Source organism: Paraburkholderia sp. GV068, assembly GCF_003058125.1.
GTDB lineage: Bacteria > Pseudomonadota > Gammaproteobacteria > Burkholderiales > Burkholderiaceae > Paraburkholderia > Paraburkholderia graminis.
In genome coordinates this window covers 518,040-531,696 of the sequence record NZ_QBUB01000002.1, presented here as the reverse complement: position 1 = coordinate 531,696, position 13,657 = coordinate 518,040, and the positions used below count along the sequence as shown (strand labels likewise).

General features: G+C 63.2%; 15 protein-coding genes. 11 read left to right on the top strand and 4 right to left on the bottom strand.

Annotated elements, in window-relative coordinates; translation table 11 throughout:
* Nucleotides 1-107 precede the first annotated feature (107 nt).
* From C8K18_RS07355 to C8K18_RS07345, 3 genes are all read right to left on the bottom strand, one after another.
* Nucleotides 108-467, bottom strand: a complete 360-nt coding sequence (locus C8K18_RS07355) for a DUF3564 domain-containing protein (RefSeq protein WP_006047386.1) — start codon at nt 465-467, stop codon at nt 108-110.
* Between the two features lie 191 nt (nt 468-658).
* Nucleotides 659-2,374, bottom strand: coding sequence for an acid phosphatase (locus C8K18_RS07350; protein ID WP_107707104.1), 1,716 nt, complete (start codon nt 2,372-2,374; stop codon nt 659-661).
* Nucleotides 2,375-2,514: 140 nt separating this feature from the next.
* Nucleotides 2,515-2,802: a hypothetical protein gene (locus C8K18_RS07345; RefSeq protein WP_006047384.1), complete on the bottom strand. Its 288-nt coding sequence runs from the start codon at nt 2,800-2,802 to the stop codon at nt 2,515-2,517.
* A 139-nt stretch (nt 2,803-2,941) separates the two neighbouring features.
* Between C8K18_RS07345 and C8K18_RS07340 the strand changes: the two genes are divergently transcribed.
* Nucleotides 2,942-3,898 carry an IclR family transcriptional regulator gene (locus tag C8K18_RS07340; RefSeq protein ID WP_107707103.1) on the top strand — a complete coding sequence of 319 codons (957 nt, stop codon included), beginning with the start codon at nt 2,942-2,944 and terminating at the stop codon, nt 3,896-3,898.
* Nucleotides 3,899-3,928: 30 nt separating this feature from the next.
* On the opposite strand, the gene C8K18_RS07335 is transcribed toward C8K18_RS07340, so the two are convergent.
* Nucleotides 3,929-5,002: a porin gene (locus C8K18_RS07335; protein WP_006047382.1), complete on the bottom strand. Its 1,074-nt coding sequence runs from the start codon at nt 5,000-5,002 to the stop codon at nt 3,929-3,931.
* Between the two features lie 430 nt (nt 5,003-5,432).
* On the opposite strand from C8K18_RS07335, the gene C8K18_RS07330 reads away from it, so the two are divergent.
* Genes C8K18_RS07330 through C8K18_RS07285 form a run of 10 tightly spaced genes read left to right on the top strand, consistent with a single transcriptional unit; the run spans nt 5,433 to nt 13,627 of the window.
* Entirely contained in the window at nt 5,433-5,747 is a 315-nt protein-coding gene (locus C8K18_RS07330; protein WP_006047381.1) for a non-heme iron oxygenase ferredoxin subunit, read from the top strand.
* 1 nt (nt 5,748) lies between these two features.
* Entirely contained in the window at nt 5,749-6,060 is a 312-nt protein-coding gene (locus C8K18_RS07325; RefSeq protein ID WP_006047380.1) for a recombinase-like helix-turn-helix domain-containing protein, read from the top strand.
* Between the two features lie 60 nt (nt 6,061-6,120).
* Entirely contained in the window at nt 6,121-7,200 is a 1,080-nt protein-coding gene (locus C8K18_RS07320; protein ID WP_107707102.1) for an aromatic ring-hydroxylating dioxygenase subunit alpha, read from the top strand.
* Entirely contained in the window at nt 7,193-7,960 is a 768-nt protein-coding gene (locus tag C8K18_RS07315; RefSeq protein WP_107707101.1) for an SDR family oxidoreductase, read from the top strand. Before C8K18_RS07320 ends, C8K18_RS07315 begins: the two co-directional genes overlap by 8 nt.
* A gap of 26 nt (nt 7,961-7,986) precedes the next feature.
* A complete protein-coding gene (locus C8K18_RS07310; RefSeq protein ID WP_029967230.1) occupies nt 7,987-8,514 on the top strand; it encodes a cupin domain-containing protein in 528 nt (175 codons plus the stop codon).
* A 33-nt stretch (nt 8,515-8,547) separates the two neighbouring features.
* Nucleotides 8,548-9,450, top strand: a complete 903-nt coding sequence (locus C8K18_RS07305) for an alpha/beta fold hydrolase (RefSeq protein WP_107707100.1) — start codon at nt 8,548-8,550, stop codon at nt 9,448-9,450.
* Nucleotides 9,451-10,344, top strand: coding sequence for an IclR family transcriptional regulator (locus tag C8K18_RS07300; protein ID WP_107707099.1), 894 nt, complete (start codon nt 9,451-9,453; stop codon nt 10,342-10,344).
* The gene (locus C8K18_RS07295; protein WP_006047374.1) at nt 10,341-11,153 is read left to right on the top strand and encodes an SDR family oxidoreductase; all 813 of its coding nucleotides are present in this window, start codon (nt 10,341-10,343) and stop codon (nt 11,151-11,153) included. The genes C8K18_RS07300 and C8K18_RS07295 overlap by 4 nt, the downstream gene beginning before the upstream one ends.
* Complete coding sequence (locus tag C8K18_RS07290; protein ID WP_107707098.1) at nt 11,146-12,804, top strand: thiamine pyrophosphate-binding protein; 1,659 nt, start codon at nt 11,146-11,148, stop codon at nt 12,802-12,804. Before C8K18_RS07295 ends, C8K18_RS07290 begins: the two co-directional genes overlap by 8 nt.
* A complete protein-coding gene (locus tag C8K18_RS07285; protein WP_053859788.1) occupies nt 12,797-13,627 on the top strand; it encodes an aspartate dehydrogenase in 831 nt (276 codons plus the stop codon). The genes C8K18_RS07290 and C8K18_RS07285 overlap by 8 nt, the downstream gene beginning before the upstream one ends.
* Nucleotides 13,628-13,657 lie beyond the last annotated feature (30 nt).

The window sequence follows — 13,657 nt, the reverse complement described above, 5'->3', positions numbered from 1 at the left end:
CTCACATCATGCTCACTTCGCGCCAGCGCGCGGACAAAAAAATTCCACGCGCGAGCCTCAACGACCCGCGCGTGGAATTTCGACCGAGCAGAAGAACGACGCGAGAATTAATTGCCGAACACGCTATTTTCAGCGTGCACGTCTTGACGATCGACCGCTTGCAAACGCCAGAAGCCGCTCGTCGGCGCGCGATTGTGCATCGCGGTCCAGGCGGCGTCGCCTTGCGCCGCGCTCACACGCTGCTTTCGGTCGACATGCAAGCCGCGCAGCGTGCAAAGCGGCGCGTCGTTACTCGGCGCGCACAGTGTCGTCACGCCGTCTTCGTCGTGCAATTCGCCCCACGGGGGCAGATCGATCCCTTGATGCGCTTCCCTCGACCACCGGTGCTGGTCGGTGTCGAGCCATAGAACAGCGTAGTCGTGACTGACGGTGGGATCGGAACCGTTGATAAGGATAGTCAGGCGCATATCAGTTCCGTGCAAAGTGCCAAGAATTGCTTTAACAGTCTATGTCGCGGCACCGGTTATTCAAGGCGAAGCTATGAGTTTCGGCGTTAAAAAACCCACGCCGAAGCCCATGCGGAAGCACGCCTGGATGGACGCGCAAGCGCCTGCCTGCGACACGAACGCGCAGCTCGCGCGCGCGTCCTTCGACGAGCTCACGCGAGGTCCAGCGGCGCCGTCAAATCGCCAGGCGGCACAAGGCCGTTACGGGCGAATGCGCGATCGCGCGCAACGACGCCATCGAGCGGCGCGAGTCCGTGCACGCGGCTGATGAGCCGAAGAATCGAATTCGTGTCGTACACGGTGTGATCGACGTAGCCCTTTCTGGCAAGCGGCGAAATCACCAGCGCGGGAATTCGCGAGCCCGGCCCCCACCGGTCTCCTTTCGGCGGCGCGACCGGGTCCCACCAGCCGCCGTTTTCATCGACGGTGACGATTACGACCGTATTGGCCCACTGCGGACCGCGCTGGATATGCTCGATGACGCGCGCGATGTGCCGGTCGCCCGACTCGACGTCCGCGTAACCGGCGTGCATATTCAGATCGCCTTGCGGCTTATAGAACGTGACGGCGGGCAGACGGCCAGCGTCGATGTCCGCGATCAGACGGTTCGTCGACGGCTCGCTGCCGAGGCCCGCATCGCGGAGATATTTGCGCCGCGCCGCCGTGCCCGGCGCGTAGTTGGCAAAGTAGTTGAACGGCTGATGGTGATACTGGAAGTCGGGCACCGCGCCCGTGTCCTGATGCTCCAGCGCGTATTGCCACGCGCCGCTGTACCACGCCCAATCCACGCCTTTGTCCGAGAGACGGTCGCCGATCGTCGCGTAATGCTGCGGCGGCAGCACGCGCGGATTCGACGCGTCCGCGAATGCCGGGTCGCCGCCTTCCGCCGGGCGCACGTTGCTCGGCTGATACGGCGGCGCCATGGTGTTGACCGCGTAGCCGTCGGCGGTGAAGGCGCCGTCGTTGACGTATTTCGGCGGACCGTCCAATGCCGATGCCGGCGAGTCGGGCGCGGGCTTCAGCCGCACGCCGGTCGGATCGTCGCCTTCGACCACCGACACCATTTTCTTCGCCGGGCTGTTATGGATGTCCGGATAGAACGGCGCCTGCGCCGAAATCAGAAAGATGTGGTTCAGCCACGAGCCGCCGAACGCGGCCATGAAGAAGTTATCGCACAGCGTGTATTGCTGCGCGAGACTCCAGAGCTTGAGGGTATCGGCGGAATTGCGGTAATGGCCCATGACGAGGCCGCCCGAATCGCCCCACGCGGCGAACTGGTTGTTGCGCCCCGCGTTGATCTGCATCTGGTTCTGATAGAAGCGATGCACGAGATCGCGCGTGATCACGCCGGTGGGCAGCGGCGCGCCTTGCGCGTCGGTGAGATGAAAAGGCCCGTTGCGCAGATTGCCGAGGTCCTTCTGGCCGATCATGTAGCGCTTGCCGTCCACTTCCTGGGCTTGCGGAACGAGGCCGCCCCAGATGGCCGGCAGTCGCGGCAACGGCGTCTTGCCGTCGCGGTCCAGTTGCAGATAGCGCTCGGCGGTGACGGCGTCGAGTGGATGCTGGATGCCTGGAAAATTGCCGTAGAGGTTCGCGAAACTGCGGTTCTCCGCGTAGATCACCACGATCTGTTTGACCTGGTCGCGCAGTGCGGCATCGAGCCGTATATCCGCCGCGCTGCGCGGGCCGGCGGCGCTCGCCATCTCTTCGGTCTTGCAGCCGCTCAGCGCGAGCCCGATGCCGACGGCGGCAAGGCCCGTCAGTACACGGCGGCGCTCGGGATTGAGAGGGTCGTCTGCGACGTTGGCGGGGTGATCGGCGCTGTCGGCGCTATTGGAGTTCGGCGGCGAGGAGTCGTGGTCTGTCATCGGTCGGTTCCCACGTGGGCGTGACGAGCGTCAAATGCGGCTCGGGGCGGCGCGCGAGACGCCGGCGAAAGCTACGATCGTGCTAATGGTGCGGCGGGGGTTTGCAGCTAAGGCGCAGCTAAGCGGCAACTGAGCGGCAACTAAGGCAAGCGGCGCTTCACGCGCCAACTGTTGTGCGTTGCATCGACGGCAAACAGCAGCCAATGCCTTGAATTGACCGGATGGCGCTGTTGGGTCGCGTAACCGTCGACGGTCAGTTCGAGTTCGTCGTGCGCCCGCAGATGACAGGTGGCATGAGCGCCCGAGCCATCCGCGAATTCGACGATCGCGGCGGCCGCTCGCGCCGGCTCCGGCAAGTGCGCGATGTGCACCGCGCAGCCAGGATAGAGATGCGAATCGGCAACCTGAATCTGCACGGAATTAGGCATGAGCGTAGTCTCCGGACGCTTGAGCGGAACGAAGGCGCGGCTACGAGGCCTCGCGCAGCGGACCGCATCAAAGCATAGCACCGCAAAGACGCTATCATGCTGATCTGACCTCGATGAACAGCAGAAAACGGCAGCCAAGATGGCAAAAGAAGAGCAGACAGGAGCGGCACGCAAGCAGACCAGGCCCCGCGCTGCGGCAGCGCCGGTTTCGCAGGACGATGTCATGCCTTCGGCGCAGGAAAGCGGCGTGGACGAAGACAGCGCCGGCGGCTCGGCTTATCTCGTGCCGGGCCTCGAGCGCGGCCTGCGTATCCTCGCCGAATTCAGCGCGCGTGAGCCTGTGCTCGGCGCTCCCGAATTGTCCAGGCGCATCGGCATTCCGCGCACCACAACCTTCCGTCTGTTGCAGACGCTCGAAGCGCTCGGCTTTCTCGAACGCGTCAACGGCGACCGCTATTTCCGGCTGAGCGTCGCGGTGCTGCGGCTCGGTTTCGAATATCTCAACTCGCTCGAATTGACCGACGTCGGCACGCCGATTCTCGAACGTCTGCGCGACGTCACCGGTTTGAGTTCGCATCTGCTGATTCGCGATCAGCGCGACGTGGTGTTCGTCGGCAAAGCGCAAACTCATGAGCCCATGTTCAGTTCGGTGAAGGTGCACGTCGGCACGCGTCTGCCCGCGCATGCGACGGTGCATGGCCAGGTGCTGATGGGCGATCTCACTTTCGACGAACTGCGTCAGCTATATCCCGAACCGCAGCTCGAACGATTCACCGAACGCACGCCCGCGACTGTCGAAGAACTGTACGGAAGAGTGCGCGAAAGCGCGGCGCTCGGCTATGCGCTGAGCGAGGCGTCGTTCGAGCGGGGCATTTCAGTAGTGAGCGCCCCGGTGCGCGACCAGAGCGGCAAGATCGCCGCTGCGTTGACCGTCACGATTCCGCGTTCCGACCTGGGCGAGAGCGAGGAGCGCGAGCCGCTCATTAGCGCCGTGTGCCAGGCCGCGCTCGAATTGTCGGGGCGGCTGGGCTATCGTCCGCTCGCGGACGACCCTACCGCGTCGCAGGCTCGCCGCAAACCGGTCACGGCGAGCTAGTTCGGAGGTTCCGAGGTTCCGATCTTCCGCTCAGAACGAGTGGTGGATGCCGGTCAGAATGATCGTCTGGTTGCGGCCACTCGACACGCCCGCAGTGAAGAACGCAGCGTCGGTATTCGAACCCGCACGCTCATAGAGCGCATTCACATACAGTTGCGTCGATTTCGACAACGCGTAGATGTCGCCGATCTCGAACTGCGTCCAGCGGTGCCCGGCGAGCGTGGTAGTCGCGGCGCCGCCCGACACGCTGTTAAACGGCGTGAACTGATAATTCGCGCCGACGTCGTAGCTCTGATAGGTGTCCGAGTGCCCGGCCGACTCCAGTTTCACTCGCGTGTAAAGACCGTGCACGAGCAGCTTGCCGAACTGGTATGACGCGCCCGCGCCCATGTTTTGCACCTTGTCCGCGCTGTAGCTGGCGGCGGGCACGCCCTGGAAACTGGTGATGCCCGTGGTGACGATCGACGGCGTGCGGTTGTGCTCGTTCGCATACGCCGCGCCGGCCTTGAACGGACCGTTCGCATAGCTAAGCGCAAAGCTCAGCGTCTTGCCGGTCGAGAAGTTCGTCGTGTTGCCCAGACCCATCATCGCGCCGACGCTGAAGCCGTTGAATGTGGCCGAGCGAAACTTCACCGAGTTGTCGAACGGCACGACGCCCGTGTCCGCGAGTTCGTCGATATTGCCCGGATGGAACGCATACCAGCTCGCCGCGAGATAGGCCGTGCTGAGCGGACCCAGCACGTCGAAGCTGAACGGCGTCTGATGGCCGAAAGTCAGCGTGCCGATCTTGTCCGAACTCAAACCCACGAACGCCTGCCGATTGAACAGCGTGCCCGCCTTCGCGAACGCGCCGGTGTTCGTGTAAAAGCCGTTCTCCAACTGAAAGATCGTCTTGAGCCCGCCGCCGAGATCTTCGACGCCTTTCAGGCCCCAGCGGTCGGGCTGCATGTTGCCCTGTTCCTCGATCCACTTCGCGTGGCCGCCCACGTTGCTGATGTACGCGATGCCGGCATCCAGGCTGCCGTACAGCGTCACGCTGCTCTGCGCCCATGCGCCTGTCGTTACGCAGATTGCCGTCAAACCGGCTGCAATGATGTGCTTCACCGTTGGTTCTCCTGATCACACGACGCGTGGCTCGGGCCAGTTTCGTCGTCCCTGATCGCTTGCTTTTTGGGTTGATGCAGCTTTGGTCGAGCCGCCAAATCTGCCGCGCTTTATGTTCCACCTATGGGCGTGTGTATCGCCTATGGAAAGTATAGTGACTTCGAAAGTGGTCAAAATAAATTTTCGGTGTCCGTAGAAACCCGAGTCTGGGCTTCGTCGGATGCGCTGGTTTTACGGCCGAAACCGCGCCGGCAAAGCGTTGGGGCCGTGTGTGCCGGCCGGAGCAATGGCGGGCGTGGTCAGTGACCGTCAGTGTTTTCCCCTAGCGCTTGAGATTTTTATTTGTCGCGGCTAGAGTCACTCCTATAATTATCCATACACGAACTGATGTTCCTTATATGGAACATAGAGCTCCAGGAGAAGGCGAGAAATGACTGAACAATGGCGCTGCGCCGGCCATGCCGGCGACCTGTCCGACGACGCGCCGCTCGAGTTCAAGCTCGACGGCACGGAAATCGGCATCTACAAGGTGGGCGATGCGCTCTATGCGCTCGAAAACGTCTGTCCTCATGCATACGCGCTGCTGACGCAGGGCTTTATCGACGGCGACACGGTCGAATGCCCGCTGCACGAAGCCGTGTTTCACATTCCGACGGGCAAGTGCCTGAAAGAGCCCGGTGGCCGCGACCTGAAGACGTATTCGGTGCGCCTCGCCGGTGAAGAAATCCAGATCAAGGTGGAATGACATGCGAGAAGTAGCCGTGAACTTCAATCCCTTTCTGAAGCCGTGGCTCGCGCCGCAGCCGAACAACGTCGCCGGCAAGGGCGTGATCGAGAAGCCGGGCGAGACGGAAAACTTCATCTGGCAAACGCGCAAGGCCGAGCCGACGCAATACGAAAACGACTTCGGCGATGCGCTCGAAAAAGTTTTCGAAGCCGGCGCGGTGGAGTTGCAGGAAGTCGTCGACGGTTTGAATGGCATCGGTTTTCGCACGCCGGAAGGCAATGCGTGGAACGCCGAACGCCTCGCCGCCGAATTTCGCCTGCTCGCCGAATAAGCGCGCTCTTTCGACCACGCTCACTGCGTCCGCATTCGCATCCGCATCCGGAGTCTCTTCATGACGTCCCCCGCTACAAATCAACCCGCAGCCGATCCGATCCAGTCGTACCTGGATCGCGGCCTGCGCAACTACTGGTATCCCGTCGCGCCGAGCTGGCAAGTCGGCGATGCGCCCATCGGCATCACGCGCCTTGGCGATCGGATCGTGCTGTGGCGCGACAAGGAAGGCAAAGTCCACGCGCTCGAAGACCGCTGCCCGCATCGCGGCGCGCGCCTGTCGCTCGGCTGGAATCTCGGCGGCAGCGTCGCGTGCTGGTATCACGGCATTGAAATCAACGGCGGCGGCACCGTCACTAAAGTGCCGGCCGTGTCGAACTGTCCGCTTGAAGGCCAGAAGTGCGTGAAGTCGTATCCCGCCGAAGAACACGCGGGCGCGATCTTCCTCTGGTTCGGCGACGACGCTCACAAAGAACCCGCACCGCTCAAGTTGCCGGAAGAACTCGTCGGCGACGAATACGCGAGCTTCCTCTGCATGTCGAACTGGAAGTGCAATTACCAGTACGCGATCGACAACGTGATGGACCCGATGCACGGCGCCTACCTGCACGCGACTTCGCACTCGATGGCCGAAGGCGACAAGCAGGCCGACATGCGCGTGCGCAAAACCGAAACCGGTTTGATGTTCGAAAAGGTCGGCCAGCGTGACGTGAACTTCGACTGGGTCGAACTCGGCGAAACCGGTTGCCTGTGGATGCGCCTCGCGATTCCGTACAAGAAGAAGTTCGGCCCCGGCGGCAACTTCGGGATCATCGGCTTCGCGGTTCCCGTCGACGAAAACAATTGCCAGGTTTATTTCTGGCGTACCCGCAAGGTGCAGGGCTGGCAGCGCGACGCGTGGCGCTTCATGTATCGCAATCGGCTGGAAGGTCTGCATTGGGCCGTGCTGGAGCAAGACCGCTATGTGCTCGAAAGCATGGCGCCGAATGCGCGCGAGCATGAGTTTCTCTATCAGCACGATGTGGGCATGACGCGTGTGCGGCGCATGCTGCGTCAGCGCGCGCAACAGGATTTTGCTGCGCTGGAAGCGCATCAGGCGCAAGCCGCGCAAACCGAAGCAGCGGGCCAGAACCATGCATAACGACGCGTCCGCGATGCTCAACGGCCGGCGCGTCCTCGTGACGGGCGGCGCGCGCGGTCTCGGCGCGGCGTTCGTGCGGGCCTTGGTGCAAGCCGGCGCTCAAGTCGTATTCGGCGACGTGCTGCACGACGAAGGACGCGCGCTGGCGGCATCGCTTGCTGGCGAAGGGCATGCGGCGACGTACCTTCCGCTCGATCTCGCCAACCCCGAAAGCATCGCGCAATTCGCGCAGCAAGCGGCGACGCAACTCGGCGGCATCGACGCGCTAATCAACAACGCGGCCATCACGAACTCGGGCGGCAAGTTTGCCGACGAGCTTTCTGTCGATACCTGGGACGCCGTAATGAATGTGAACGTGCGCGGCACCTGGTTGATGAGCACCGCCGCGCTGCCTTATCTGCGCGACTCGGGCCGCGGCAGCATCGTGAACATTGCATCGGACACGGCGATGTGGGGCGCGCCCAAGTTGCTCGCGTACGTGGCGAGCAAGGGCGCCGTGATCTCGATGACGCGCTCGCTCGCACGCGAATTCGGCGCGCATCAGGTGACGGTCAACGCGATTGCGCCCGGCCTCACCGAAGTCGAGGCGACCGCGTATGTGCCCGCCGAGCGTCATCAGTATTACCTGCAAGGCCGCGCGCTGACGCGTGCGCAAGTGCCCGACGACGTGACCGGGCCGGTGCTGTTCCTCTTGTCCGATGCCGCGCGCTTCGTGACCGGCCAGTTGCTGCCGGTGAACGGCGGCTTCGTGATGAATTGATCTTGTCGAATCGAAAGGAGAAAGAGATGGCGGACGCCGATATCGAACGCAAATCGTGGGACCAACCCGCGGACGCGAGCTTTGCGCAGTGGCTCGACAGCCGCGTCGCGCGCTTTGAAACGCGTCGCTACGACTGGGACGCGCTGAAATTCCAGGCCGACTACGACCCGAAGTATCGCCGCGCGCAAATGCGCTACGTCGGCACGGGCGGCACAGGCGTCGCGAAGGATTCGAACACGGTGCCCGCAGGCGGCTTCACGTTTTCGACGATGGTGATTCCGGCCGGCAACATCGGCCCGAGCCATATTCATATGGATGTCGAAGAAATTTTCTTCGTGCTGCGCGGCAAGATGAAAGTGATCTGCGAGAAAGACGGCGAAACGTGGGAAGCCGTGCTCGGCGAGCGCGATCTCATTTCGGTGCCGCCGGGCGTGTATCGCACGGAGATCAACATCGGCGAAGAAGACGCGCTGATGTGCGTGATGCTCGGTTCGCCGAAGCCGATCACGCCGACGTATCCGCCGGATTCGCCGCTCGCCGCGCTCAAGCGCTAAGCGCTTTTCGTCAAAACACCCGCGAAGGAAATCATGTCCGCAGTCCCGTCCGCTACCGCCGCAGCTTCACACGCCACGCTCGAAGCACGCGTTGCGCGCTTTCCTGCGCGGCAAGTCGAGCTGGCATCGCAGCGCGTGCTGAGTTATCGCGAAGCATGCGAGACGAGCGATGCATTGCCGCTCGTGTTGTTGCACGGTATCGGCTCGGGCGCGGCTTCGTGGGTGCAGCAGTTCGAGGCATTGAGCGCGAGCCGTCGCGTGCTGGCGTGGGACGCGCCCGGTTATGGCGAATCGACGCCGGTTGCCGCCGCTTCTCCCACAGCCACAGATTACGCAAACGTGCTTTATGAATGGCTGGAAAAGCTCGGCATCGAACGTTGCGTGCTGGTTGGTCATTCGCTCGGCGCGATCATCGCCGGTTCGTTTGCCGCGATGCATCCGCAGCGTGTAGCGGGTCTGCTGCTGTTGTCGCCGGCCGGCGGCTACGGCGCGGCTTCCGCGGAAGTGCGCGAGACGAAGCGCGATCAACGGCTCGCGATGCTCAACGAACTCGGCCCGCAAGGTCTCGCGGAAAAACGCAGCGCCAATATGTTGTCCGCGCATGCAAGCGACGAAGCGCGTGCATGGGTGCGCTGGAACATGTCGCGTGTGATTCCGCACGGCTACGCGCAGGCCACGCATCTGCTCGCCAACGCGGACCTCGCCAGCGACCTCGCGCACTTGAAGGGCCGCTATAACGGCCGGCTGCACATCGCGGTCGGCGCGGACGACACCATTACGACTCCCGCGGCCTGCGAGCGACTCGCGCTCGCCGCGGATACCCAACTGCAAGTCGTGCCACGCGCGGGGCACGCCGGCTATATCGAAGCAAGCGCCGCGTACACCGCGATCATCGACACGTTCTGCCGCGTAAGCGCCGGACAACGGAGCCAATGAATGACGCCCGACACCCTCAACGAGCGCGACGCGGACGAAGACCGCAACGACAGCAGCGATAGCAACAGCGATAGCAGTTACCGCGTGCCCGGTCTGGAACGCGGTTTGAAGATCCTCACCGAATTCTCACCGCGCGAGCCGGTTCTCGGCGCGCCGGAATTGTCGCGACGCCTGAAGATTCCTCGCACGACAGTTTTCCGCTTGCTGCAAACGCTGGAATCGCTCGGCTTTCTCGAACGCGCGGATAAAGACCGTAACTATCGACTCGGCGTCGCCGTGTTGCGCCTCGGCTTCGAATATCTGAGCTCGCTTGAATTGACCGACCTCGGCTTGCCGATCATCGAAGCCTTGCGCGACGAAACGGGTCTCACCGCGCACATTGTGATTCGCGATGGACGCGATGTCGTTTTCGTCGCAAAGGCGCAGAGCCACGCGCCGATTTTCAGTTCGGTGAAGGTCAACGTCGGCACGCGCCTGCCCGCATATGCAACGACGCACGGTCAGGTCCTGATGGGCGACATGACGCTGGACGAACTGAAAAAGCTTTATCCCGAGCCGGAACTTGAACGTTTCACCCGACAGACGCCCGCGACGGTAGACGACCTGTACGAACGGATTTGCGACGACGCGCGCCGCGGTTTCGCGATCAGCGAGTCGTCGTTCGAGCGCGGCATTTCGGTTGTCAGCGCGCCGGTGCGCAATGACACGGGGCGCATCGTCGCCGTGATCACGACGACGATTCCGCGCCAGGAGATCGACGCGTCGCTGCTGGACAGCGGCCTCGTGGACAAAGTGCGCCGCGCAGCCGACGAGCTTTCGCAGCGGCTCAATTACCGGCCGGGCAACGGTTCGAATGCGGGCAGCAAATACATGAAGGCATTGGGACTCAAATGATTCAAATCGATCTCAGCGGGCAAGTAGCGGTGGTGACGGGCGGCTCGTCCGGCATCGGCCTCGCGTGCGCCGAACTGTTCCTGAAAGCGGGCGCTTCGGTTGCCATCTGCGGCCGCGATACCGAACGTCTCGCGCAAGCCGAGGCCGCATTGAACGCGCAGTTTCCCGCCGCGCGATTGCTCGCTCGCCGCTGCGACGTGCTGAACGCCGACGACGTCAACGCGTTTGCACAAGCGGTGCAAGCACGCTTCGGCCGCACTGACATGCTGATCAACAACGCGGGCCAGGGCCGCGTGTCGACCTTCGCCGATACAAGCGACGAAGCATGGCGCGAAGAACTCGACCTCAAATACTTCAGCGTGATTCGCCCCACGCGCGCCTTTCTGCCGATGCTGCGCGATGCAGCCAACGGCGGCGCGGGCAACGCGGCCGTGGTCTGCGTGAATTCGCTGCTCGCGCTGCAGCCGGAGCCGCATATGGTCGCGACTTCGTCGGCGCGTGCGGGCGTGCAGAACCTCATCAAGTCGCTCGCGGTGGAACTCGCGCCGCAGCGTGTGCGCGTCAATTCGATTCTGATCGGCATCGTCGAGTCGGGGCAATGGCGCCGACGCTATGCGAAAGAAGCGCAGCCGGGCCAGAGCTGGGACGACTGGACCGCCGAACTCGCGCGCAAGAAAAACATTCCGCTAGGCCGCTTCGGCAAACCCGAAGAAGCCGCTCAAGCGCTCTTTTATCTGGCTACGACGCTGTCGTCCTATACGACGGGCAGTCACATCGATGTTTCTGGAGGCGTTGCACGACATGTCTAACACAACCACCGTTGGCGAACTGATCGCCGCTTTTCTCGAGCAGTGCGGCGTAAAAACCGCGTTCGGCGTGATCTCGATCCACAACATGCCGATCCTCGACGCGATCCACAACCGCGGCAAGATTCGCTATGTCGGCGCGCGCGGCGAAGCGGGCGCTGTGAATATGGCCGACGGTCTTGCGCGCGTGTCGGGCGGACTCGGTGTGGCGTTCACGAGCACGGGCACGGCGGCGGGCAATGCAGCGGGCGCGATGGTCGAAGCACTGACCGCAGGCACCGCGCTGCTGCATGTGACCGGTCAGATCGAAACCGAATATCTCGACCGCGATCTCGCGTACATCCACGAAGCGCCGGATCAACTGTCGATGCTCCAGTCCATCTCGAAGGCCGCGTATCGCGTGCGTTCGGTGGAGACCGCGTTGCCGACCATCCGCGAAGCCGTGCGCGTTGCGCAAACCGCGCCGAGCGGTCCGGTGAGCGTCGAGATTCCCATCGACATTCAGGCCGCCGCAATCGAATGGCCTGCCGACATGGCCGCGCCGCATATCACCACGCTCACGCATTGCAGCGAGCGCGTCGCGCAACTCGCCGAGCAACTCGCGAAGGCGAAGCGTCCGCTGTTGTGGCTCGGCGGCGGCGCGCGTCATGCGACTCACGCGGTCGAGCGTCTGGTCGCGCTTGGTTTCGGCGTCGTGACGAGCGTGCAGGGTCGCGGCGTGTTGCCGGAAGATCATCCCGCGACGCTGGGTGCGTTCAACGTGCATTCGGCCGTCGAAAGTTTCTATAAGACGTGCGATGCACTGGTTGTCGTCGGTTCGCGTCTGCGCGGCAATGAAACGCTCAAGTACAAGCTCGCATTGCCGCAACCGCTGTATCGCATCGACGCCGACGCGCTCGCCGATAACCGCGGCTATCGCAACGAGATGTTCGTTCACGGCGATGCATCGGCGGTGCTCGAAGAACTCGCGACGCTGCTCGAAGGACGCGTGAAGGTCGATCCTTCATTCGGACCGGATCTGGCCGCGGCGCGCGAAAGCGCAGTCGCCGATGTAGGCAAGGGCCTTGGTCCGTACAAGCGTCTCGTCGACGCATTGCAGTCAGCCGTGGGCCGCGACTACAACTGGGTGCGCGACGTCACGATCTCGAACAGCACGTGGGGCAACCGCATGCTGAAGATTTTCTCGCCGCGCGCGGGCGTGCATGCGCTCGGCGGCGGCATCGGCCAGGGGATGCAGATGGGCATCGGCGCGGCGCTTGCAGGTAGCGCTGCAAAAACCGTGTGCCTCGTCGGCGATGGCGGCCTGATGGTCAACGTCGGCGAACTCGCGACGGCCGTGCAGGAAAACGCCAACGTGATGATCGTGTTGATGAACGATCAATGCTACGGCGTGATCCGCAACATTCAGGACGCGCAATACGGCGGCCGCCGCTGCTATGTCGATCTGCATCAGCCGGACTTCGCGCAGTTCTGCGAAAGCCTGAAGCTCACGCACTACCGCATCAAATCGCTCGATGAAGCCGACGCGATCATTCGCGAAGGCATGGCGAAGACCGGTCCGGTATTGGTCGAGGTGGACATGCTGTCGGTCGGCTCGTTCGCCACCGCGTTCGCCGGGCCGCCGGTCAAGAAAGAGGAGCCGGAACATGCGTGATGCGGGCTACGCGGGGCACCACGCTCCCGTCGACGTCGCGATGATCGGCTTCGGCGCGATCGGCCAGGCGGTGTACCGCTCGGTCGCCGCTGACCCGACGGTGCGCGTGTCGCACGTGATCGTGCCGGAGCGTCATATGGCTTCGGTGCGCGAAGTGGTCGGCTCGACGGTGGACGTAGTGGCTTCAGTGTCCGCATTGAGCAGCCGCCCGCATTTCGCGTTGGAATGCGCGGGACACAGCGCACTGGTCGATCACGTTGTGCCGCTGCTGAAGGCCGGCACGGATTGCGCGGTCGCGTCGATCGGTGCGTTATCCGATATGACGTTGCTCGATGCGTTGTCCGCAGCAGCCGACGAAGGCGACGCAACGCTGACGTTGCTCTCGGGCGCAATCGGCGGCGTGGATGCATTGGCCGCGGCGAAGCTCGGCGGCCTCGACGAAGTGTTGTACACGGGCCGCAAGCCGCCGACCGGCTGGCTCGGCACGCCCGCGGAACAGGTCTGCGATCTGAACGCGTTGAAAGTCGAGCAGGTGATCTTCGAAGGCAGCGCGCGCGAAGCGGCGCGTCTCTATCCGAAGAACGCCAACGTGGCCGCGACGATTGCGCTCGCTGGCCTCGGCCTCGATCACACGACCGTTCGCCTGATCGCCGATCCGAATGTGACGCGCAACGTACATCGGATTCTCGCGCGCGGCGCGTTCGGCGAGATGTCGCTGGAAATGTGCGGCAAGCCGTTGCCCGACAACCCGAAAACATCTGCGTTGACCGCGTACAGCGCGATTCGCGCGTTACGCAATCGCGCGGCGCGCTGCGTGATTTGAGACCTTGGCCGAATAGTTGAATAGCTGAAG

Coding starts and splice junctions, on each gene's coding strand:
- C8K18_RS07290 (WP_107707098.1), top strand. CDS start 11,146: ATGTCTAACACAACCACCGTTGGCGAACTGATCGCCGCTTTTCTCGAG.
- C8K18_RS07350 (WP_107707104.1), bottom strand. CDS start 2,374: ATGACAGACCACGACTCCTCGCCGCCGAACTCCAATAGCGCCGACAGC.
- C8K18_RS07310 (WP_029967230.1), top strand. CDS start 7,987: ATGGCGGACGCCGATATCGAACGCAAATCGTGGGACCAACCCGCGGAC.
- C8K18_RS07325 (WP_006047380.1), top strand. CDS start 5,749: ATGCGAGAAGTAGCCGTGAACTTCAATCCCTTTCTGAAGCCGTGGCTC.
- C8K18_RS07305 (WP_107707100.1), top strand. CDS start 8,548: ATGTCCGCAGTCCCGTCCGCTACCGCCGCAGCTTCACACGCCACGCTC.
- C8K18_RS07320 (WP_107707102.1), top strand. CDS start 6,121: ATGACGTCCCCCGCTACAAATCAACCCGCAGCCGATCCGATCCAGTCG.
- C8K18_RS07315 (WP_107707101.1), top strand. CDS start 7,193: ATGCATAACGACGCGTCCGCGATGCTCAACGGCCGGCGCGTCCTCGTG.
- C8K18_RS07285 (WP_053859788.1), top strand. CDS start 12,797: ATGCGTGATGCGGGCTACGCGGGGCACCACGCTCCCGTCGACGTCGCG.
- C8K18_RS07300 (WP_107707099.1), top strand. CDS start 9,451: ATGACGCCCGACACCCTCAACGAGCGCGACGCGGACGAAGACCGCAAC.
- C8K18_RS07330 (WP_006047381.1), top strand. CDS start 5,433: ATGACTGAACAATGGCGCTGCGCCGGCCATGCCGGCGACCTGTCCGAC.
- C8K18_RS07355 (WP_006047386.1), bottom strand. CDS start 467: ATGCGCCTGACTATCCTTATCAACGGTTCCGATCCCACCGTCAGTCAC.
- C8K18_RS07345 (WP_006047384.1), bottom strand. CDS start 2,802: ATGCCTAATTCCGTGCAGATTCAGGTTGCCGATTCGCATCTCTATCCT.
- C8K18_RS07295 (WP_006047374.1), top strand. CDS start 10,341: ATGATTCAAATCGATCTCAGCGGGCAAGTAGCGGTGGTGACGGGCGGC.
- C8K18_RS07340 (WP_107707103.1), top strand. CDS start 2,942: ATGGCAAAAGAAGAGCAGACAGGAGCGGCACGCAAGCAGACCAGGCCC.